This window comes from Burkholderia sp. AU31624, assembly GCF_020420065.1.
Taxonomy (GTDB): Bacteria; Pseudomonadota; Gammaproteobacteria; order Burkholderiales; family Burkholderiaceae; genus Burkholderia.
In genome coordinates this window covers 387,898-409,244 of sequence record NZ_JAIZRT010000007.1, presented here as the reverse complement: position 1 = coordinate 409,244, position 21,347 = coordinate 387,898, and the positions used below count along the sequence as shown (strand labels likewise).

Genomic DNA, 21,347 nt, shown 5'->3' with positions numbered 1-21,347 from the left:
TCTGCTCCGTCTGCTTCGTCCGTTCCGCTAGGGCTGGGCGGCGGTGCCGGCGGGCGTCCCGCCTTGCGCCTCGATATAGGCCACCAGCGCGCTCAGTTCCTGCTCGCTCAGGTCGAAGTGCGGCATGATCGGCGAGAAGCCCTTCACGACGCGAGCCGTCGGATTGCGGATGAACGCGCGCAAATAGGCTTCGTCCACCTTCGCGGTGCTGCCGTCGGCCATCGTTTCGGTCTTGCCGTACAGGCCCTTCCAGGTCGGGCCGACGAGCGGGCTGCCGTCCACGGTATGGCAGGCGACGCAGCCCTTGGCTGCCGCGAGCGTCTTGCCCAGGTTGGCCAGCGCCTGCGCGCTGCCGCCCGCGGCGGCGGGTGCGGCCTGCACGTGGGCCATCTGCTGCTGCGCGAACGTGGCCTGCTGCGCCAGCCAGCGCGAGAACGCGGCTTCGTCTTCCACCACCACCACGCCGCGCATGCCGGAATGCCCGATCCCGCAGAGCTGCGCGCACAGGATGTCGTAGCGCCCTGCCTGGGTCGGCGTGAACCAGAAGGTGGTCACCATGCCCGGCACCATGTTCATCCGCGCCCGGAACGGCGGAACGTAGAAGTCGTGCAGCACGTCGCGCGACCGGGCCAGGACCTGGACCGGCCGGTTGAGCGGCAGGTGCACCTCGGGACCGTCGATCAGGTAGTTGTCACGGCCGTTCGGGTCGGCGGGGTTCAGGCCGAACGGGTTGTCGTTGCTGATGTAGCGCACGTCGGTCGTGCCCAGCTTGCCGCCAGGCCCGGCGAAGCGAAAGCGCCATTGCCATTGCTGGCCGAGCACCTCCATCTGCAGCGCGTTGCGCGGCGGCCGGATGTAGTCCGCGTAGACGAACAGGCCCGGCGCCAGCAACGCCGCCACGCCGACGATGGTCAGGCCGATCAGCCACCATTCCAGTTTCCGGTTGTGCGGTTCGTAGGCCGCACGATGCCCGCTGCGGTGGCGATAGCGCACCAGGGCGACCACGATGAACAGGTTGATGGCGATGAAGAATGCGCCGGTGATGACGAGCGTGATCGTCAGCATGTCGTCCATGCGCACCCAGTTCGACGCGATCGGCGTGATCCACCACGGACTGGCAAAGTGAAACCCCACCGCCAACAGGATGATCAGGACCAGGGCAATCGCAAGGGCCATAGGCCGCCTCGCTGCATCTCACTCGCCGGCGCCGCCGGCACCCGGTTCCGTGTCGCCCGTGGGCGCCGCGTGTTCAAGCGCGGCGCGGCGGGAGACGCGATGGGTCAGTCGTCCACGTTCTGCTTGCGCAATCGCTCCAGCCTGCCGTAGGTGATGGCCGCCACCACGCCGAACAACAGGTTGGCCAGCAAGGGCCCTGAACCGCGCTCGGAGACGAACCACGGGAACACGGCCGTCATCACGTAGAAGTTCCATCCATACGCAACGATCCCGAACGCCAGCCCGATGACGGCTTCCATGCCCACGCTCGAATCGAAGCGGAAAGGCGCCATGATCGCGGCGAGCATCATCCCCATGATCGCGCCGAGCACGTAGTGCAACAGCAGCGCCATCGCCACGATTTCGAGGTTGAATTGCGTCATCTGGCCGAGCGCGCTGCGGCCCATCACCATCGCGGCGATCTTGTGGGTCGGTTGCCACGGGCTCGAGCCGAGCACCAACGTCGACCAGACGAATTCCAGCGCGATCACCAGCGCGCCGCCCGCGAGACCGGCCACGGCAGCGGCGACCCAGTCGGGCGTACGACGCGCCCAATGGTGCGATTGAATGTGCAGTTCCATACGGCCTCCTTGCCGACGGTTCGACGTTGGCACTTCGATTCCCCCAGGCATTACGCGCGTCGGCCCCGCGTCTCTTGCGCGCTTCGGCATGGCGGACAGGGGTTGCCTGCGCAACGAGCGCACGCCCCGCTCCCCGTGCGGCCCGCGGCCGCGGCCGTGCGCCCGGCGAACCGCGTCGATCGACGCGGTTGTCGGGCAAGCCGATTGGCTGTCGCCTGTCAGGGGAAGATCGGTGACGTCGGTTCGGCGCCCTCCAGGTCCGCCTTCGGAAAATGCTGAGCGACCATCTCTTCGATTTCCTGCTCTCGCAATGCCGGCACGTCGGCCATGATCAGGATCTGGCCTGCCTGGATCGCCTCGCGAAATCGCTGGAGTCGCGCGTTCGGCTCGGCGATGCCGATCATCGCGGCGGTCCACGCCCCGAAACCCGCGCCGGCCAGCGTCAAGCCGACGACGGCGCCGCCCGCGATCACGAGCTCCGCCGGCGGAAAGACGAGCGCGACGAGGCCGATCAGCGCACCGGCCGCGCCGCCGAGCGCGACGCCGCGCTCGAGTGCATGCACGACGTCGCTGCTTTGCAGCAACGATGCTTCGGGTAACTGATCGAGTGTGACGCTATGGTCGGCGAGAACGTGGATATGGCGCCAGACGATACGCGCGCGCAATAGATCGTCGACGATGGCCTTCGCCATCTGGGTATCGGGTACGAGGAAATAAAGGCGTCTCATGTTGGCACCCCTTTTCTTGCCATCAACGCGTCCAAGGGACTGCTTTATATTCTATGTCAGCATCGGCAACGTGCCAGGTGCATGCGAGCCGCGGACGGGGTCGCATGCGAGCATTCGGCACGCGTGGCAAGTGGGGTTGAAGCGCGGCGATGTTCGCGGTCGATCGATCCGGGGGGCCCGGGACGTTCGCCCCCGATGGGCGCTAAACGCGTTTGCGCAACGGCGCCAGCAAGTCCCGCAGGCCGTTGTGGTCGATCTCGTGCATCAGCGCGAGCTGCCGTCCGATTTCGCCGCGCGGAAACCCTTCGCGCGCCAGCCAGTTGAGGTAAGGCCCGGGCAGGTCGGCAATCAGCCGGCCTTTGTATTTCCCGAAGGGCATGGTGACGGTGACGAGCTGTTCGAGGTCTGGATTTTGCATGCGGGTATTGTGCACGGCTTTTCGGTCCTGTCGCCGACCTCGCGAAAAGGACTCGGCGAACCACCTGCGCCCCTTTTCTCGCCTGCTAGACTGGAATTCCCCCTGCACACGATGGAGGGAATCATGTTGTCCGTCTACGTCGTGAAGACCGGCGAGCAGTTCCTTTGCACCGCCGAGGATGGCGATATCGGCATGGCGCCGGCGGTTGAGGATGCCACGTCGTTTGGTTCGTATGAGGAAGCGGAAAAGGCGGCACACGTGCATGCCGACCCCGGATACGAAATCGTCGCCGTCTGTGTAATCAGGCACTGACAGGGCGCCCGCTGCCGGGCGCCCGGCGACGAGATGCGGCTCGCAGTTCCGCTGGCGCCACGCGATAGGGGTGGCGCGATGGGCTGTGCCCGGAATGACCTGGCACCGCATGGATGGCGTGCCGGGGTGCTCAGGAGGGGATCGCCGCGCGCGTCGGCAGCTCCGGTGCGTACGCTCCGACGCTACGCGCCCTCCCTGAAACGCCTGGCATCCGGCGCGCACGCCTCGTATGCGGCGCTGCGGGAATTCGGAGCGTCGCTGCTCCGCTGTTATCGCCTCGGCCCTTTCATGCCCTCCGACTCCATGGCCGCATGCCACTCCTCATTCGCCTCGATGGGGTCCATCGCTTCGTCGACCGAGGCCGTCGCGCGCTCGGCGGCGGCTCTGGCTTCGTCTGCCGGGGAGGCAAAATCACCGTCGCCTTCGCGATCGCCATCGCCATCACCGTCGCCCGGGGGATGCAGCATGTCCTTGAGCATCGCGCTTAGCTCCGGCGTGTCCCACGGCAGCCCACGCCGCGTCCGATCCTTGATGTAGTGCCTCACTTCCGCGTCCTGCTCCACGGTCAGCGGCAGCCCTCGGAAGGTGCTTTGGGGGCCAGCGTCGATCATCGCTTTCTCCTGTTTCTAGGGCATTTTCAGTGTACTCGCCATTGCAAGCCCGTGAGCAGCGATTACGGCGCGCTTGCGGCGGATCAAACGTGTGGGGACGACAGGCGAGTGGCGGTGAATTTCAGGCACCCGACTATAGGGGCGAGTGCCTGAAATTCGCCGTCAACCTTGAGCACGCGATTGCCATGGGTCAATATCGATGAAAGTTTCGCGAGATTTCGGGACCGTTGTCCGGCGGGCTGCGCTTGCGGCCTGGCATGGGGTGCCGCCCTTCACGTCGGGCGGCATTCGGCCAGCTTGAGACGTTCGAGACCAACCGCAGATTCGACGACAATTGGGGGGATGCGCGCTAGCCACCACCCGTTGACCTGCACCTGACGTTGCGTACATTCAATGCCGACGCGCAGCAGTCGTGTCAAGGTTCGGAGAGGGAGACTCTCGGTTGGCCACAAAACTGTTGGAGAAAACGTAATGGTAGGTTGGAAAATCCAGCCATTCGCGTCCTGATTGACGTATACGGAACCAGTTTGGGTGAAACTCCGGTCGGGCAATGAAGGGGCTTGTGCGTTTCCTGATTGCGTTGATATTGAGCGGCAATCGTCAGGTGCTGACCAAGTGACTTTGTGGCACCTTGGCATCTGTTTGCAGGGTGGCGGTCCTAAAGCACACCATTTGGGGGGACTTGGATCGCGTCCGTGCCGATTTCTCGCTTCACGATTCACTCGTTTGGAGGGGCTACCCTCATGACACCTTTTTTGAGATTGCTTCCGGGGATCACGTTTCCATTTGAATCGCACCAGACAATTAAATTTGGACTATCAGGATCGCGACATTTGAATGAAGGGATATTGGAATTGGATGTCTGCGCAACCGAAATAGCCGAAGCATCATTCGCTGCCCGAGTGATTCCCGAGTCAGCAGCCGATGCCGCTGAGGGAGATGTGACGTTCACCACCTCCACCAAATTTCGGATATGTTCAGATGAGGTGACGAACCCGATGGGATCGGTACGCAATACGCGGTTCGCTTGGGTTGCCGAAAAAGTATTTGGCGGCACGGCAGGTTTAGAGTCCAACGAGATTTTTTTCCCCATGGGTATGCTTTGCGCTCCACTCGGCACAAAACTAACTTGGATCGTATTTTGATTTGTAATTTTCGACTCTACGCCGCCGCCTACGGTGAACGGGCCAATTCCCAATGACACTTGCCCATTTGCGTCGACAAGGTACTTGATGTCTATTGTGAAAGTGTCGCCGGGATCAGTGCCGGCATTCGCCAATCGATCCACCGCAGAAAAACATGGTAATTGACTGTCGTTGACTTGATCTCTCTGTGCGGCAGCTATCAGTCCTTGTCTGAGTGTCAAGAGTGCTTGAGCTATAGGAGCATCGTCAATGCTCGATTTATTCAGAGAGGGATTGGTATATATGTTTGAGTAGTATCCATCTGGCTCAAGCCACTCACTAAAGACAAGCGTGCTGGTTGAAACGTTTTCTAGTGAAAGCGATGGCTTGATTGTCAGGATTGGACTGGTTTTCCCGCTTGCGTTTCCCGATGTGGTTGTGTCCGCGACCGTAAGCAGAGTGACTTTTACTCTGGAAATATCAAAATCCACGGAACCGTTCCCACACCAGTACCCGTCTGCAGCTGCAGTCGTCGCTATCTGAGCTTTATTTTTTTGAACCAAATAGACGCCAACCTGACGCTTTATGTCGGTCTGAACGTCTTGAACCTTGTCAAGTCGAACGGCAGTTACGGTAGTTCCACATCCCCAAAGAAATACAGAAAGCAATGGGCAGATAACTGTTAAATTCGAGAAACTGCGCCGTATGCGTACCGCCATCATGTTGATCCCCTAGCCAATTTTTTCTTGAATATTATTCTAAGTAAAAGTGAGCTTAGTACAGTTTTCCGACAATTCAAGATGCATTTGGAATGACGGTGACGTGCAAGTAAACGTAAGGCGGAGGATTGTTTGTTTATCGGTCGCGGCTTCAGATGCATGAGTCGAACCGCCGAGGCTTGCCAACGGCAGTCGGCAACATCAGCACGTTCACCGCGACAGCCTCCGCACGATCTCGATCAGGGTTCCGGCGGGAATGCCGCCGCTCACGTGCAGTCGTGCATCGCCGCACTCGATCTTATACACATGATCGACGGGGGGCGGTGGGCATGCTGGCACTCCGGATGGCCAAACTTAACGGTTAGTTACCGACGGGACCGGGAACTCGCTTACGCCAGGCGCGATACGAATGGCCAGTTTCGAGAAAGCCGGGAGTCCCTTGTGGGTCGAAAATGCCTATTCACTGAACCCGACACCAGACGTTCAATACAGATCCTCAGCCGAACGTCCGCAAGGTAGCGTCAAGTCGACCTGCCGCGGCCAACACGTGAACGCCTGCAACCGCCGGGCACTTGCCGCTCAGCCTATAGGCACGGGGCCACTGATATCCGGTTGAACAGTCGCCGAGGCTGCGCGAGCTTCAACGGCGGTAGTGGATCGATTGATCGCCATGTCCTCCACGAAACAATCGACAACCTGGAACTATACTGGGCAACCTGGAGGCTTCCATGACCGATCACGACAGACTGCATCCACTCCGTCCGCTCCTGAAAAATTGGGTTTGGGAGCATGGTCGAATCGGGACTCGCTATCTCCACTGCGTAGATGGCGAAATCAGGTTTGACGAGGGCAAGAAGTCGCATTTCGCGGCCGAGAAATATATCTATGTGCCCCTCGGCAAGGGCGCCGAAGACGATGCATCTGCGGAGGGTCCTGCGATCCATGAGGCTGGACTCGCCCGGTTTTTGCGGGCCGCGCAGTTGGGTACGCCGGAGGAAGCCGGTTCTGCAGCGGATGTCCAGCGCGCAGTGCAGGACTGCGTGGAGATTGGCCTGTTCAGCGCATATCAATGGGAGGCCCGAAAGGCGTTTGCCCGATACGCGCAGGAACCCATGTTCGATGACGAGATCCGCGCGGCGGTTGTCGACGACATCCGGCGTATTTACGTCGGCATGCGGGAGCAACTGGCGCTGTACGATTTCAGTGTGCTCCACGGCTTGCCCACGCCGCTGCTCATCGGCGACACGCCCTTCATCGACTGGCGCGTGCGTGCCAGTCCCGCACTTCCGTTTGTATCGCTCCCGCTGGGTCCTTACTGTCTGCTGGTAGGCGCGCCGTCAGGCAGGAAAAGCCGAATCGCGCCGGTCGTCTGGAAGGCCGCTGCCGCGATGGGCCCGTTGAAGGATCACAACCGCCAAATCGAGGCGCAGGCACGTCTGTGGCTGGTGGCGACCACGGATGACCAACTCGTCGCCGCGCAAAGCCGCATTGCCGCGGCCATCGGCTCCAGGCAAGGGAATGAGAAACCCTGAACGAAGTTGACCTTAAGCAGATCGTCGGCGGTGGCTGAGTGAAAGACCGGCACGTGAAGCCGACCGGCTCGCCATCGACGCGTGATGCAATCACCGTGATACCGGATGCATAGTGGCCGAGCGCCTCACGAAAGCTCAAAGGCTCGATGGCCATGCTGGAAAATGACATGGTGGATACCGAATACCGGGTGCGGTTCGGAAATACCAAGGCGGTGCGTTCCGACAGATTCAGGGAGCCGTTTCAACGCACTCCCTGAAATCTACACGGCCTTCAATTCCCCGATCACACCCTCCAACGTCAGCCTGGAACTAGTTCGAGCATTCCTTGCGGACGATTTCCGCACCCGCGCTCAAAGCACTCAGCTTGCCTCGCGCGACTGCACGCGACAAGGGCGCCATGCCGCAGTTGGTGCAAGGATAGAGCTTGTCGGCGTCCACGAACTGAAGCGCCTTTCGCAACGTAGCGGCGACTTCCTCGGGGGTTTCGATGATATCGGTCGCCACATCGATGGCCCCCACCATCACCTTCTTGCCCCGAATGAGTTCGATCAGATCCATGGGAACGCGCGAGTTGTGACATTCCAGCGAGACCATGTCGATACTGGATTTTTGCAGCTTGGGGAAGGCTTCCTCGTATTGTCGCCACTCCGACCCCAGCGTCTTCTTCCAGTCCGTGTTGGCCTTGATGCCATAGCCATAGCAAATATGCACGGCGGTTTCACACTTGAGACCTTCGATGGCTCTTTCCAGGGTCGCGACGCCCCAATCGTTCACCTCGTCGAAGAAGACATTGAATGCGGGCTCGTCAAATTGAATGATATCGACGCCGGCAGCCTCCAGTTCCCTGGCTTCCTCGTTCAGGATCTTCGCGAACTCCCAGGCCAGTTTTTCGCGACTCTTGTAATGATCGTCGTACAGCGTATCGATCATCGTCATCGGCCCCGGCAATGCCCATTTGATGGGCTGGCTGGTTTGCTGGCGCAGGAACCTGGCATCTTCAACGAAAACCGGGTTCTGTCTCGCCACCGCATCCACGACCGTCGGCACGCTGGCGTCATAGCGATCGCGAATTCGAACGGTCTTGCGGTTCTCGAAATCAACGCCGCTGAGGTGCTCGATGAACGTGGTCACGAAATGCTGGCGCGTTTGCTCGCCGTCACTGACGATATCGATGCCCGCATGTTGTTGCTCTTGCAACGACAGGCGCAACGCATCCTGCTTGCCCTCGATCAACCCGTCGTCTTGCAGTTTCCACGGCGACCAAAGTGTCTCCGGTTGGGCGAGCCACGAAGGCTTAGGCAAACTGCCGGCGGTTGAAGTGGGTAGAATTTTTTTCACGGTAGACGACCTTGCGATTTTTTTAGTCAAAGAGCGTAGTTCACGGACCACTGCTCAAGAATGGCCTGGTATGGCTTGATAAATTGCTCTTCCACGAACCTGCCCTGTTCGATAGCCAGCCGGCTACGCTCGTCCCGATCGTAAACAATTCGGGTGAGCGAAAAATCCTGATGCTTCAAACTCGGCTGGTAGGATTTTCCCGCCGGCGAATTCGCATTGTAAATTTCGGGGCGGTAAATTTTCTGGAAAGTATCCATCGTGCTGATGGTGCCGATGAGCTCCAGATCGGTGTAATCATCCAGCAAATCACCGGTAAAATAAAAAGCCAGCGGCGCGACACTATTCGGGGGCATGAAATAGCGCACCTTCATCCCCATTTTTTCGAAATACTCGTCAGTCAAGGAATACTCGTCCTGCCGGTATTCGATACCCAACACGGGGTGCCGATTTGCCGTCTGATGATAGGTCTTGCTAGTCGAAACGCTCAGGCATATAACGGGCGGTTTCGAGAAATGATCCTTGTAGGCGCTCGACTTCACGAAGGACTTGAACAGATTCCCGTGCAGGTCGCCAAAGTTATCCGGCGTGCTGAAGCCGGGCCGATCCCTGTTGTGCTCCAGCAATACCACACTGAAATCGTAATCTCGCACATAAGAGGAAAAATTATTTCCCGCGATGCCGTCAATGTGCTTGTTGTTTTTTCGATCGAAAATATTCGTCTTCAGTATTTCGATCAAGGGCAGCGCGGCGCTGCTCCTTTCACCGCCGATATTCATTTCGACTGAAATTATTTCAAGCTTGACGGCATAGCGATCGCCTTTAGGATTGTCCCAATGCGCCAGCGCATTGAAGCGATTGTCAATCATCCTGAAGGTATTGCGCAAATTCTCCTGACGACGCTTTCCTCTGGCGAGGTTCGCAAAATTGGTTGTGATGCGCGTATGGTCGGAAGGCTGATAGTCCTCATCGAAACAGACGCTTTTAATAGCAAATGTAAACTCTTGACTCGTCATGATCTTGCGCCCCGGATTCCGAAATGAAACTGCATCTGCTCCATGCCTTTCGATGCGGCTCGCTTTTCTGTTCCGATGAACGAATGTGACGTTGGCCCATGGTCGACTGGATATGAATCGATTTCATCCAACCATGAGCCATGCTCACGGTGCGGTGTGTCGGGTTCACATCGGAAGAAAAGTAACTGGCAGCGATGATATAGTTTCCGTTGCATGAATAAAAATGGATTTATTTCATGCAAACATTAAATTCGTTCATGGAGTAGCCGATGCTGGATCGCAATCATCTGATGGTCGTGCGGGAAGTGGAGCGGCAGGGCTCGCTCACGGCCGCCGCCGATACGCTCAATCTCACGCAGTCGGCGCTCAGCCATGCGGTGAAGAAGCTGGAGCAGCAGCTCGGTACGCCCGTGTGGGCGCGCGAAGGACGGACCATGCGGCTCACGCAGGCCGGACAGTACCTGCTGAGCCTCGCGAACCGGTTGCTGCCGCAATTCGAACTCGCCGAGGAGCGCATGAGGCAGTACGCGCAGGGCGAGCGCGGCACGTTGCGGATCGGCATGGAATGCGCGCCGTGCTATCAATGGCTGCTGAAGGTGGTGTCGCCGTATCTCGCGCACTGGCCGGATGTCGATGTCGACGTGAAGCAGCGCTTCCAGTTCGGCGGCATCGGTGCGTTGATCGGCTATGAAATCGACGTGCTCGTCACGCCCGACCCGCTCAAGAAGCCCGAACTGCATTTTGAGCCGGTGTTCGATTACGAGCAGGTGCTGGTGGTTGCCGACGATCACCCGCTGGCCGAAGAGGCGTATGTCACGCCGGAACAGCTGACGCACGAGGTGCTGATCACGTATCCCGTCGAAACGGACCGGCTCGATATCTACACGCAGTTCCTCACGCCCGCGAACCGGGTGCCGAAGCGCCACAAGGTGATCGAGACGACCGACATCATGCTGCAGATGGTGGCGAGCGGCCGTGGCGTGGCGGCATTGCCTCGCTGGCTCGCGGAAGAATATGCGGGCTGGATGCCGCTTACACCCGTGCAACTTGGAAAGAAGGGGATTGCGAAGCAGATTTTCCTCGGCACGCGCAAGACGGATGACGACGTCGATTATCTTGCGGCGTTTGTCAAGGCTGCGCGGGAGTGGAAATGGGCGGACGCGAAGATGCGAGACTAGTTTTGCATCTGGAACATGAACAAAACGCATGGCTCCCGCAACGGGTCGCTTTCCGCGCCTTCGTGCTTGTCGACCCTTGCTGAAGACGAACCCGTTTCAGCCACGCGACTATTGCAGCCCCGCACCCGGCCGCAGTCCCCCCCATCCCTTTTCACGCGGCAGCACGGGCATTGCTTGCGCCCCGCGCGGCAACGCGTTGGCAGACGCCGATGAACCTACGACATCGGCGCCCGCGGGCCGTCGTGCCGCATCGTCTTCCAGGCGACGTCGGCACCGCACACGCCGGTCGTGACGCGTTGCCCGACTCGGCTGCCTGCGGCGCGGGCGGCACCGCTGTCGCAGGCGAGCTGTCCTTTCTCGACGGCCACGCCTGCGGCAAGCCAGTGGCTACGTCTTACTTCTGCAGCGAGATTTCCACCCGGCGATTGCGCGCCCGCCCTTCGGCGGTCTCGTTCGACGCCGCCGGGTTGGTTTCTCCATGCCCCGTCGCCGCGACCGAATCCGCCTTCAGCCCGTGTTCGCGCAGATACCCCGCGACGGCATCGGCCCGGCGCTTCGACAGGGCCTGGTTGTGTGCATCCGAGCCGGTCGCGTCGGTATAACCGTCCACTTCCACACGCGAGAAATGCCGGTCGCCCTGCTGGTTCAGCAAACTGTCGAGCGCGGCGGTGGCGGCGGGCGTCAGCACGGCGGAGTCGGTCGCGAAGTACGCATCGCCGGTCAGGCTCACCTTCTCGACCGCGGCGGGCGCCGGTGCGGCCGCCGCGGCCACCGGCGCGGGTGCCGCGCCGCACTGGAACACGATCGAGTGCGGATCGGCGCCGTCGCGGTACGGCGTCGTGGAATCGACCTTGCGCACGGTCTCGTTGCCGCACATGCGCGTCGCGACCTTCATGCAGGTATTGGCGCTCGACAGGATGCCGTGACAGTCGACACGGAACGTCCGGATGCCGTCGCGCGGCTGAAGTTCGTATGCGTTGTACGTCGGTCCCGATGCGCTCGAACAGGCCGCGAGGGAAACGACGGACGCCAGCAGTGCAAGATGAATGTTTTTCACGTGAGGACTCCGAAAATGCGAGGGGCGCAGCGCGGGCGGCGCAATGGCGCAGCCGCATCCGCGTGCGTTTGCGTTCGACGCGGTCCGCCCCGGCAGTGCGTGCCGGCGCGAACCGCAGCGCGCGATTACTTCCACTGATACAGCATGCCCGCGCCGACGACGCGCTGGCTGCCGGCGAAGCCGCCGTTCAGCGTCGCCTTCAGGTTTTCCGTGACGCGCGCCTGCACGCCGACCGCCATCGCCTTCTGCCCCTGGAACGTCGCCGTACCGACCCCCATCGCGAAGTTCGAGTCGCGGTCCATGTGCGGGATCGACGCCATCGCCGCGGTGGCCGCGATCCCCTCGCGTGCCATCGAATCGGTCTGCTGGATCTGCTGCTGCATCTGCGTGAGCTGATTGTTGACCGTGTTCAGCGACTGCGTGAACTGGTTCGACACCGCATTCAGCTGGTTCACGTTCACCGCATCCGTGCCCTGCGTACCGGCCGCGACGTTGACCACCTGGCGCGCCGATTCCGCCGAACCGACCGCGACGACGTTCGAGCGCCCGCCGTCGTTGCTGCCCGTGCCGATCGCGGCCGAATTGCTGCCCGATGCCGTCGAGCCCACGCCGATGGCGGTGGAGCCGTTGCCCGATGCAAGCGCATTGTTGCCGACCGCCGTGCTGTTCGAGCCCGATGCCACCGCGCCCGACCCACCCGCCGACGAGTTCGGGCCGGTCGAGCCCGGCGGCACGTTCGCGCCGTTCGGGTTCGTCGTGTACTGGCCGCCGAGGTTGGTCGTGCGCTGGTCGATCAGCGTCGTCAACTGGTTCGCGACCGAGTCGAGCTGCGACACGTTCACCGCGTCCGTGCCGTTCTTGCCGGCCGCGAGGCCCGTGATCTGCCGGTTGCCGATGTTCACTTCGCCGGCCGACGATTGCGGGCTGCTCAGGCCGTACGCGACGTAATTCGTCAGCGCGCCGACCGTCGTCAGCGAACCGGCGCCCAATGCCACGCTGTTCGCGAACGTCGCGGACGCACCGGCGCCCAGCGCGAGCGCATCGGTTGCGTTGCCGAGCGCGCCGGAGCCCAGCGCGACGCTGCCCACGCTGACCGCCTTCGCATTCGCGCCTTGCGCGACCGACTGCGCGCCCAGTGCCGTCGCGCCGCTGCCGAGCGCGAGCGCGTCGGCCTGCGCGGCACTCGCCGCCTGCCCGATCGCGATGCCGCCAGGCGCGGTCTGGTCGACGATCGCGCCGTTGCCGATGCCCACGCCGTTGTCGCCGTTGACGACCGTCGTCGGCCCCACCGCGACCGATTCCGCGCCGACGGCGAGCGAGTCGGCCGCCGTCGAATTCGCGTGGAAATACTTCTGGCCCGTAACCGCGAACGACTGCAACGCACCGGCCAGCTGCCGCACGGTCACCGCATCCTGCTGCCCGGTGCCGTCCGCGACGTTGGTGATCTGGCGATACGTCTTGCTGGTCGCGTCGCCGACCGATACCGCGCCGAGCAGCGTCTGGTCCGTCGTGTTGAACGGGATCGATGCGGTGCCGTTGCGGAGGATGCCCGACGCCGGCGTCGTCGCGCGGTCGGATACCGACCCCGCACCGAGCGCGATGCTGCCGTCCACCTTCGAGACCGCATTCGGGCCGATCGCGACACTGTCGAGCCCGATCGCCTGGCTGTCCGGCGCGGTCGAGTTCGCGTGGAAATACTTGATGCCGTGCGCGTTGATGTTGTCGATCGCCGAGCCGACGTTGTTGTTGATCGTCGTCGAACCGTCGCTGTTGTACGTCACGTACGACGGGGCCGAAATCGTGCCGGTCGTCGGATCGTAGGTGGCCCCGCCGCCGATCGCGCCCGCCGTGCTGTTGCCGAGGTTGGTGTTGTTGTTGGCGATCGAGCTGAGGCCGGTGGACAGCGAGCCGAGGCCCGTCGACGTCGCGGTGGACAGCGACGTCAGGTTGCTGTTCGTGCTCGACAGCCCGGTGGACAGCGAGCCGACGGTCGTCGAGGTCGACGTCGACAGCGACGCGATCGAGCTCGTCGTCGAACTGAGCCCGGTCGACAGCGAACCGATGCTCGTCGAGGTCGCGGTCGACAGCGACGTGACGGTGCTGTTCGTCGTGCTCAGGCCGGTAGACAGCGAACCGACCACCGTCGAGGTGGACGTCGACAGCGACGTGATCGAGCTGTTCGTCGAACTCAAGCCGGTGGACAGCGAGTTGATGCCCGTCGACGTGGACGTCGACAGCGACGTGACAGAGCTGTTCGTCGAACTCAGGCCCGTGGACAGCGAACTGATGCCCGTCGACGTGGACGTGGACAACGATGTCACTGAGCTGTTCGTCGAACTCAAGCCAGTGGACAGCGAGCTGATGCCCGTCGACGTCGAAGTCGACAGCGACGTCACCGAGCTATTGGTCGAACTCAGGCCGGTCGAAGTCGACGTGGACAGCGACGTGATCGCGCTATTGGCCGACGACAGGCCGGTCGACGTGGATGTCGACAGCGACGTCACGGCGCTGTTGGTCGAACTCAGGCCCGTCGACAGTGAGCTGATGCCCGTCGAGGTCGAAGTCGACAACGACGTGATCGCGCTATTGGCCGACGACAGACCGGTCGACGTGGATGTCGACAGCGAAGTCACTGCGCTGTCGGTCGAGCTCAGGCCCGTCGACAGTGAGCTGATGCCCGTCGAGGTCGAAGTCGACAACGACGTGATCGCGCTATTGGCCGACGACAGACCGGTCGACGTGGATGTCGACAGCGACGTCACCGAGCTGTTGGTCGAACTCAGGCCCGTCGACAGCGAACTGATGCCCGTCGACGTCGACGTGGAAAGCGACGTGATCGCGCTATTGGCCGACGACAGACCGGTCGACGTGGATGTCGACAGCGACGTCACCGAGCTGTTGGTCGAGCTCAACCCCGTCGACAGCGAGCCGATGCCCGTCGACGTCGAGGTCGACAACGACGTCACCGAGCTGTTGGTCGAACTCAACCCCGTCGACAGCGAGCTGATCCCGGTCGAAGTCGACGTGGAAAGCGACGTGATCGCGCCGTTGGCAGACGACAACCCGGTCGACAGCGACGACACCCCCGTCGACAACGAACCGACACTCGACGCCGTGGAAGTCGACAGCGAATTCACCGCCTGATTCGTCGCATCGAGCTGCGACCCGTTGATCGCATCCGTGCTCGCCGAACTGATGCGCCCGGCCGCGACATTGGTGATCTGGCGCTCGGTACCCGCGGCACCGACACTGACGACACTGGTCGGATTCGTGCCCTTGAACGTGTACGTCACGCCGCCGATCGTCGCGCTTGCGGTGGGATTCGGCGCCGCCGTCGTCGAGCCCGAGCCGAGCGCGACGTCGCCGGCATTGTTCGCCACGGCCGACGCACCGAACGCCAGCGCACCGGCCGCCGCGGCCGTCGACGTGTTGCCGAGTGCGAGCGAACCGGTGCCCTGCGCGCTGTTCGAATTGCCGATCGCGACCGCGCCGTCGCCGTTCGCCGTGTTGTTCGACCCGGCCGTGACCGCGCCGGTGCCGATCGCGGTGCTCGGGTCGCCGATCGCCACCGCACCGTTGCCGCTGACCGTCTGCCCCAGGCCCAGCGCGACCGCGCCGATGCCGCCCAGCACCTTCGAGTTGTTGCCGCCGGCAATCGAGCCCGCCCCCGCCGCGGCCGCGACCGAATTCGAATCGCCGATCGCCACGGTCGACCCCGCCGCCGCGACGCTGTTGATGCCGATGGCCGTCGCATTCGTAGCCGACGCCGTCGCGCCGGCCCCCAGTGCGCTCGCCGACACGCCGGTCGCCACCGCGGTATTACCGAGCGCGGTCGCGAACTGCTGCGTCGCGCTCGACTGGACGCCCATCGCAATCGAACTGATACCCGTCGCCTTCGTGCTCGTGCCGAGCGCCATCGAGGTATCGGCGCCAGCCGTCGTATTCGAGCCCAGCGCGATCGAGCTGGTGCCAAGCGACTGCGTGCCCGAGCCGGCCACCCCGGCGACGCCGCCCCAGCCGATCGCGATCGACGTCGTGCCCTTCCCGCCGCTGTTGACACCCAGCGCGAGCGCAGAATTGCCGGAAGCCAGCGAGCCGCTACCCACCGCTACACCGGCCGCGCCGGAACTGGTGGACTGGTTGCCAAGTGCAATCGCGCCCTGGTTGGTCGCCTGAGCTGAAAAGCCGAGCGCAACGCTGGCGAGGCCCGACGAAACCGCGCCGAGACCCAGCGCGGCGGCATCCTGTCCGGAGGCCGTGGCATTGTTGCCGAGCCCGATGGCAGAAACGCCGGTCGCGGTCGCGCCACTGCCCATCGCTACCCCACCGGATTGCGTCGCTTGCGCCTGGTTGCCGACGGCAACCGAAAATGCGCCCGAACCGATCGCCTGCACGCCCATCGACGTGCTGTTGACGCCGGTCGCCTGCGCGTTGATGCCGACGGCCGTCGAAGCGTCGCCCATCGCATGCGCCCCCGGGCCAAGGGCCGTGGCCGACACGCCCTGCGCCGTCGACAGGTTGCCCAACGCGGTGGAATTCGTCTGCGCGGCGCTCGACCCGACGCCGATCGCGATCGACGAGACGCCGCCGGTGGCGGTACCGCCATCCGGGTTGTACTGCGCATGCGCGCCGGCATGGCACAGCGCGAGATACGCGGACGCCATCAGCATGGCGAGCCGCCTGAGCGACGGGGCCGAGGTCGCGCCTGCGCGAACCGCGGCCGCTCCTGCGACGTCACGCTCCGGCGTGCCACGCGACGACGCAACGCGCTTGCCGCGCGCGCGATCAAGCTCCGAAGCCGCAACCCAGGCTCCCAATGCTTCGTTCCAGATCGACTTGAACGACTTGTTCATCTTGTCTTCCCTCGGTTCTCATGTGCTGGATGACGCAACGGCGAACACGACAGCCGGCGAGAACGTCCTCTGCACGTTCCCGTCCGCCTCGCGACGCCCGCCACTCACTTTGGATCACTAACTAAACAGCCGGGTAATGCTGCACGACACGCGCGATGGATATCGCGATCACGCAATCGCGCGCCGCCCGTGCCGGTCGACACGAGGCGAGGCGACGATCGCCGGTTATCGAATCATGGAAGCCGACACGGCCAGCCCGGCGGCTCGACGCGGGGCGTGCGGTTCATCCGCGCACGCGCGCGCCATCGCGCCGAACCCGCGACGACCTCATATCTCATGGGAAAGCGTCATTCAGACGCCGGATGGGCGGAAGCCGGCCCGCACTCCGGGGCGGCCCGCCCTGTTTCATTCAGGAGGAGGATGACGCCGTGCGATCCCCGGGACTGAAGCATGCGCCACCGGTTCGTGCGAACCGGTGCGTTGGCCTGTCATGCCTGTTGTGTTCATCGTTTTCGTACCCGCCTGGTTCGAGAGCGCGCCGCGCGCGACCGTCCCCCGATGGATCGAACCCTCGGACGGCCCACGCGCAGCCACTCACCCTTTTTCGTCCCGCATTCAAACGCATTTCCGGAATCCCGGAACGGCATCGACGACTTGCCGGACGACCCCTGCACCGAATTAATCGATCGAATTTCCTTGACGATTTCGTCTCGACCGGTGCGTCATTCCCAACCGCATTCCAGAACTCACCGATTTCTCTTATATAGCAACGTATTCGGTGAAGGACGGAATCTGCATTACCCTCGTGCCAGTTATTCGTTCGCCGATGCAGCCCCACATCATGGGATCTGACATCGATCAATGTCTCATTGGTATCGCATGCCTCGGAATAGAATTTCGGCGTGCGATCCGCGCGATCACGACCGTTTGAAAGAACCGATTCCAGCCGCGCCGGGGCTAGTTTGCCGGCATCCGTCGGAACGAACCTTTTCCAGAGCGGAAAAATCCTTTTCCCGAGCAGACAGCATTTACATTCATACATTCCAACGCAAAATGCGATTTCACGACTAACACGATTCCGACCCGCCATCAGAAAAAAATTAATCATGCAACCCACAATTTCTTCATTCTTTTCACATAGAAGGCATCGACTTCGTAACGCATGTCAAACTGATTCACCCGCCCCATTCCATTCCAATTATTCCGAATTGATCCGGAAATTAAGACCGATTATTAAAAGCCAATTCGGCATGTTTTTCCACTTCCTTTTCTTCCGGCCGGACGCCGCGGCGGCCAACACGCAGCACCCCGCCGCACAAGCCCCCACATGCCACACGGAATCCTCACTATGTGACCTGTTGTCGGCATATAATTTTTCGCAACAATCGTGCAGACCGCGATGCACGTCATCTGACCGGCCACCCTTCCACTGCTTCCGCAACCATGTCATCCCGCTCGTCCAGTTCGGCGTCGCCTCGTCCCACGCCGGATCTTGCTGACGCACATATTCTTGTCGTCGACGATCGCCCGAACGACCTGCGGCTCCTCACCGAAATCCTGCGGGCCGCACGGTGCCGGATCAGCGTCGCGTTCGACGGGCTGCAGGCGTATCACCGTGCCCAGGCGATCGCGCCCGACCTGATCCTGATGGACGTCCGCATGCCGCGCATGGACGGCTTCGCCGCGTGCCGGCTGCTGGCGTCGACGCCGTCGACGCAATCGATCCCGGTCATCATCCTGACGGCCGCGGGCGATCTCGAGGATCGCATCGCGGGGCTCGAAACCGGCGCGATCGACTACATCATCAAGCCGTTCGAGCCGACCGAAGTGCTGGCCCGGATCCGCAATCACCTGAAACGCGCGCGGCGCAGCCAGCCGTTCGCGCATCTGCCCGAGCTGCCCGACAACCCGGATGCCGCCCTCGTGCGCGCGGCGTCCGAGGTCCTGCTGCGCGACCTGCGCCATCCGCCGGCGCTCGAGGATCTCGCCAGACAGGTCGGCACGCACGAGAAGCGTTTGTCCCGCGTGTTCCGCGACCATCTCGGCCAGACCGTGTTCGAATATCTGCGCGACACGCGCCTGCGCGCCGCGATGCACTTTCTCGCGGAGACGTCGATGGGAATCGGCGACATCGCCGAGGAAATCGGCTTTTCCACGCCCGGCAACTTCGCCACCGCCTTCCGCGAACGCTTCGGCATCACGCCGTCCGACTGGCGGCGCCAGCGCCACGCGGTCAATGCCCCGCCCGCCGCACCCGGGGCGCACCATCACGATGGGTAGGCGCCACGCGGCATGGGCAGCAGGATGTCGCGCGGTGCTGCTGCTCCTGCTCGCGATGGCCGTCACCTGCGCGACGGCGCGTGCCGCGTCGACGCCGACCCCCGCGCAACTGGACGCCGTGTCGGTCTTCGAGGACGCGAGCGCGACGATGTCCGCCGCTCAGGTCGCCGCACGGCTCGCTGATCCCGCGCATGGCATGCCGGTGGCCGGCACGTCGTCGTTCAACGTCGAGTTCTCGCGATCGGCGTGGTGGATCCGCGCCACGCTCACCAACCGCGACAGCGCCGCGCGCCCGCTGGTGCTGGTGATTCGCGACGCCCGCGTCGACCAGGCGGACTTCTATCTCGGCCGGAACGGCGGGTGGCTGCTCGACAACCGCTTCCCGGCCGCCGGCGCCGGTAGTGACGCCCGGCCGTCATCGCGCTACCCGGCGCTCGACGTCACGTTGCGTGCCGGCGAAAGCGTCCCCGTGCTGATCCGCGTCACGTCGCGCAAGGAAATGCGGCTCGCGCCGGCCGCGTTCACGCGTGCGGCGTGGGATGCGCTGGAGCGGCGCGCGACGATGTGGGACTTCGGCTTCTTCGGCGGGCTGCTCGCGCTGATGTGGTGCGCGCTGCTGATCGGGTTCTTTTCGCGCAGCGGCGTGTTTCACGTGCTGGCCGCGGTGGCGCTCGGCACGACGCTGTTCGAAGCGGCTTACCGCGGCTACCTGGCGATGGCGTTGCCGCCCGCGCTGCGTGAATGGTCGGCGCGTGGCGAAGTCATCTTCGCGTACCTGGCGGTTTCCTGCTTCTTCCTCTTCATCCTGATGGTCGCCCGGCGCGAGCAGGCGAAGCTGCCGATGCGCGCGATCTACATGGCATTCATCGCGCTCGAAGGCGTCGGCATGGTCGGCGCCGCCTGCGGCGACCTGCTGACGTTCACGTGGTTCTGCCTGCGGCTGAACGCGTTGACCGCGATCGTCAACATCAGCCTCGCGCTGCTGCTCGCGATCCGCCGGACGCCCACCGGCCGCGTGATGCTGATCGCCATTGCGATCGCCAGCTTCAACATGCTGATCCGCGTGCTCGACGGCAGGAACACGCTGCCGCCGGCGCTCGCGTGGCTGAAATCCGACATCTTCCCGAACCCCGTCATCGCGGTCGTCGGGCTCGCCACGCACCTGCTGGTGCTGGCCGCATGGATTCATCACGTCGGCCGCCAGCGTACCGAGGCGAGGAAACGGCTCGAGCACTGGCAGCTCACCGAACAGGATCGCCTGCGCGACGAAGTCGCACGCCGCACGCTCGCGCTCAACGACGCGCTGCAACAGGTGACGACCCACATGCAGCAGAAGATCGAGACGCTCGGCTACGTCAGCCACGACCTGCGCGCGCCGCTGTCCACGATCAACGGCTATGCGAAGCTGCTGCTGCAAGGCGCGACGCGCGGCCAGGCGCGGCTGATCCGGTCGATCGACCGCAGCATCCGCTATCAGCTCACGCTGATCGATGAGCTGCTCGCGTTCACGAAGGCCGAGCTGCAGCCGCTCGGCGTGACGCCGGACACGACCGACCTGCCCGGCCTGCTCGACGACATCGGCCACTATGCGCTCGCGCTGTGCGCGCAGCAGGACAACCGGTTCGTCTACCGGCCGGCCACGCCGCTGCCGCGCACGGTGTCGATCGACGGCATGCGGCTGCAGCAGGTGCTGCTCAACCTGCTGTCCAACGCATCGAAGTTCACGCGCGACGGCACGGTCACGCTGTCGATTCATGCCGCGCGCGAGGGCGACACCTGGCGGCTGCTGTTCGAAGTGGCCGATACGGGCATCGGGATCGACATCAGCGGCAACCGCGACATCTTCCGCGCGTACCAGCAAGTGCAGGCCGTGAACGGCGGCACCGGGCTCGGCCTGTTCATCGCGCAGCGCATCGTCGGCGCGATGGCGGGCGAGCTGGCCGTCGCCAGCCAGCCGGGCGTCGGCACGGCATTCTCGTTCGCGATCGTCGCGCCGGCCGTCGGGCACGCGCTCGTGCCGGTGTCGGAGCTCGTCCGGCGGTTTCATCCGGACGGCGAGGCCGAGCCGGACGTCCCCGCGCCCACGATGCCGTGCCCGCCCGACGATGCGCTCGACCAGCTGATCCAGCTGGCCGACAACGGGCAGCTGACCGATATCGAGGCATGGCTCGGCCCGTATGCTGACGAGCCGGATTACGCGGCCTTCGTGCGGGACGTGCGCGACCACCTCGATGCACTGGACCTGGACGCGATCGGGAAACTGGCCGGCTCGCTGAAACAGGCGCGCCGCGCCGCGACGGCGTTCGACGCCGAAACCGACGCGGCCGGGCCGGCCTGACGGCACGGGCCGCCGTGGCGCGCACGCGCCGATCGTGGTACCGGCCGGCC

At 63.3% G+C, this 21,347-nt stretch carries 15 protein-coding genes; 5 read left to right on the top strand and 10 right to left on the bottom strand.

The features are described from left to right. Positions 1 to 27: 27 nt before the first annotated feature. From LGM89_RS26155 to LGM89_RS26140, 4 genes are all read right to left on the bottom strand, one after another. Entirely contained in the window at positions 28 to 1,176 is a 1,149-nt protein-coding gene (locus LGM89_RS26155) for a c-type cytochrome (protein WP_226274407.1), read from the bottom strand. A 104-nt stretch (positions 1,177 to 1,280) separates the two neighbouring features. Continuing rightward, positions 1,281 to 1,796 (bottom strand): hypothetical protein, encoded by a 516-nt coding sequence (locus tag LGM89_RS26150; protein WP_089444395.1) that lies wholly within the window; start codon positions 1,794 to 1,796, stop codon positions 1,281 to 1,283. 218 nt (positions 1,797 to 2,014) lie between these two features. Then, complete coding sequence (locus tag LGM89_RS26145; protein WP_089429798.1) at positions 2,015 to 2,524, bottom strand: DUF1269 domain-containing protein; 510 nt, start codon at positions 2,522 to 2,524, stop codon at positions 2,015 to 2,017. 202 nt (positions 2,525 to 2,726) lie between these two features. After that, positions 2,727 to 2,942 carry a DUF3820 family protein gene (locus LGM89_RS26140; protein WP_089498805.1) on the bottom strand — a complete coding sequence of 72 codons (216 nt, stop codon included), beginning with the start codon at positions 2,940 to 2,942 and terminating at the stop codon, positions 2,727 to 2,729. 123 nt (positions 2,943 to 3,065) lie between these two features. On the opposite strand from LGM89_RS26140, the gene LGM89_RS26135 reads away from it, so the two are divergent. Then, a complete protein-coding gene (locus tag LGM89_RS26135; protein WP_069250279.1) occupies positions 3,066 to 3,254 on the top strand; it encodes a hypothetical protein in 189 nt (62 codons plus the stop codon). A 269-nt stretch (positions 3,255 to 3,523) separates the two neighbouring features. Here the strand turns inward: LGM89_RS26135 and LGM89_RS26130 are convergent, their stop codons facing one another. After that, complete coding sequence (locus tag LGM89_RS26130) at positions 3,524 to 3,865, bottom strand: hypothetical protein (RefSeq protein ID WP_089498806.1); 342 nt, start codon at positions 3,863 to 3,865, stop codon at positions 3,524 to 3,526. Positions 3,866 to 4,583: 718 nt separating this feature from the next. After that, positions 4,584 to 5,711 (bottom strand): hypothetical protein, encoded by a 1,128-nt coding sequence (locus LGM89_RS26125; RefSeq protein ID WP_226204946.1) that lies wholly within the window; start codon positions 5,709 to 5,711, stop codon positions 4,584 to 4,586. A 725-nt stretch (positions 5,712 to 6,436) separates the two neighbouring features. Between LGM89_RS26125 and LGM89_RS26120 the strand changes: the two genes are divergently transcribed. Further along, positions 6,437 to 7,240 (top strand): hypothetical protein, encoded by an 804-nt coding sequence (locus LGM89_RS26120; RefSeq protein ID WP_226274406.1) that lies wholly within the window; start codon positions 6,437 to 6,439, stop codon positions 7,238 to 7,240. A 309-nt stretch (positions 7,241 to 7,549) separates the two neighbouring features. Here LGM89_RS26120 and LGM89_RS26115 read toward each other — a convergent pair whose 3' ends face one another. Both LGM89_RS26115 and LGM89_RS26110 read right to left on the bottom strand, forming a co-directional pair. Further along, positions 7,550 to 8,578, bottom strand: a complete 1,029-nt coding sequence (locus LGM89_RS26115) for a methionine synthase (protein ID WP_226274405.1) — start codon at positions 8,576 to 8,578, stop codon at positions 7,550 to 7,552. Positions 8,579 to 8,604: 26 nt separating this feature from the next. Beyond that, complete coding sequence (locus LGM89_RS26110) at positions 8,605 to 9,591, bottom strand: DUF1852 domain-containing protein (protein ID WP_226274404.1); 987 nt, start codon at positions 9,589 to 9,591, stop codon at positions 8,605 to 8,607. A 269-nt stretch (positions 9,592 to 9,860) separates the two neighbouring features. On the opposite strand from LGM89_RS26110, the gene LGM89_RS26105 reads away from it, so the two are divergent. Next, positions 9,861 to 10,769, top strand: coding sequence for a LysR family transcriptional regulator (locus LGM89_RS26105; RefSeq protein ID WP_226274403.1), 909 nt, complete (start codon positions 9,861 to 9,863; stop codon positions 10,767 to 10,769). 394 nt (positions 10,770 to 11,163) lie between these two features. On the opposite strand, the gene LGM89_RS26100 is transcribed toward LGM89_RS26105, so the two are convergent. Continuing rightward, complete coding sequence (locus LGM89_RS26100; protein WP_226274402.1) at positions 11,164 to 11,826, bottom strand: OmpA family protein; 663 nt, start codon at positions 11,824 to 11,826, stop codon at positions 11,164 to 11,166. 125 nt (positions 11,827 to 11,951) lie between these two features. Then, positions 11,952 to 16,679 (bottom strand): YadA-like family protein, encoded by a 4,728-nt coding sequence (locus tag LGM89_RS26095; RefSeq protein ID WP_226274401.1) that lies wholly within the window; start codon positions 16,677 to 16,679, stop codon positions 11,952 to 11,954. Positions 16,680 to 18,122: 1,443 nt separating this feature from the next. Between LGM89_RS26095 and LGM89_RS26090 the strand changes: the two genes are divergently transcribed. After that, positions 18,123 to 18,959, top strand: coding sequence for a response regulator (locus LGM89_RS26090; protein ID WP_089476273.1), 837 nt, complete (start codon positions 18,123 to 18,125; stop codon positions 18,957 to 18,959). Next, the gene (locus tag LGM89_RS26085) at positions 18,952 to 21,297 is read left to right on the top strand and encodes a sensor histidine kinase (protein ID WP_226274400.1); all 2,346 of its coding nucleotides are present in this window, start codon (positions 18,952 to 18,954) and stop codon (positions 21,295 to 21,297) included. Before LGM89_RS26090 ends, LGM89_RS26085 begins: the two co-directional genes overlap by 8 nt. Positions 21,298 to 21,347 lie beyond the last annotated feature (50 nt).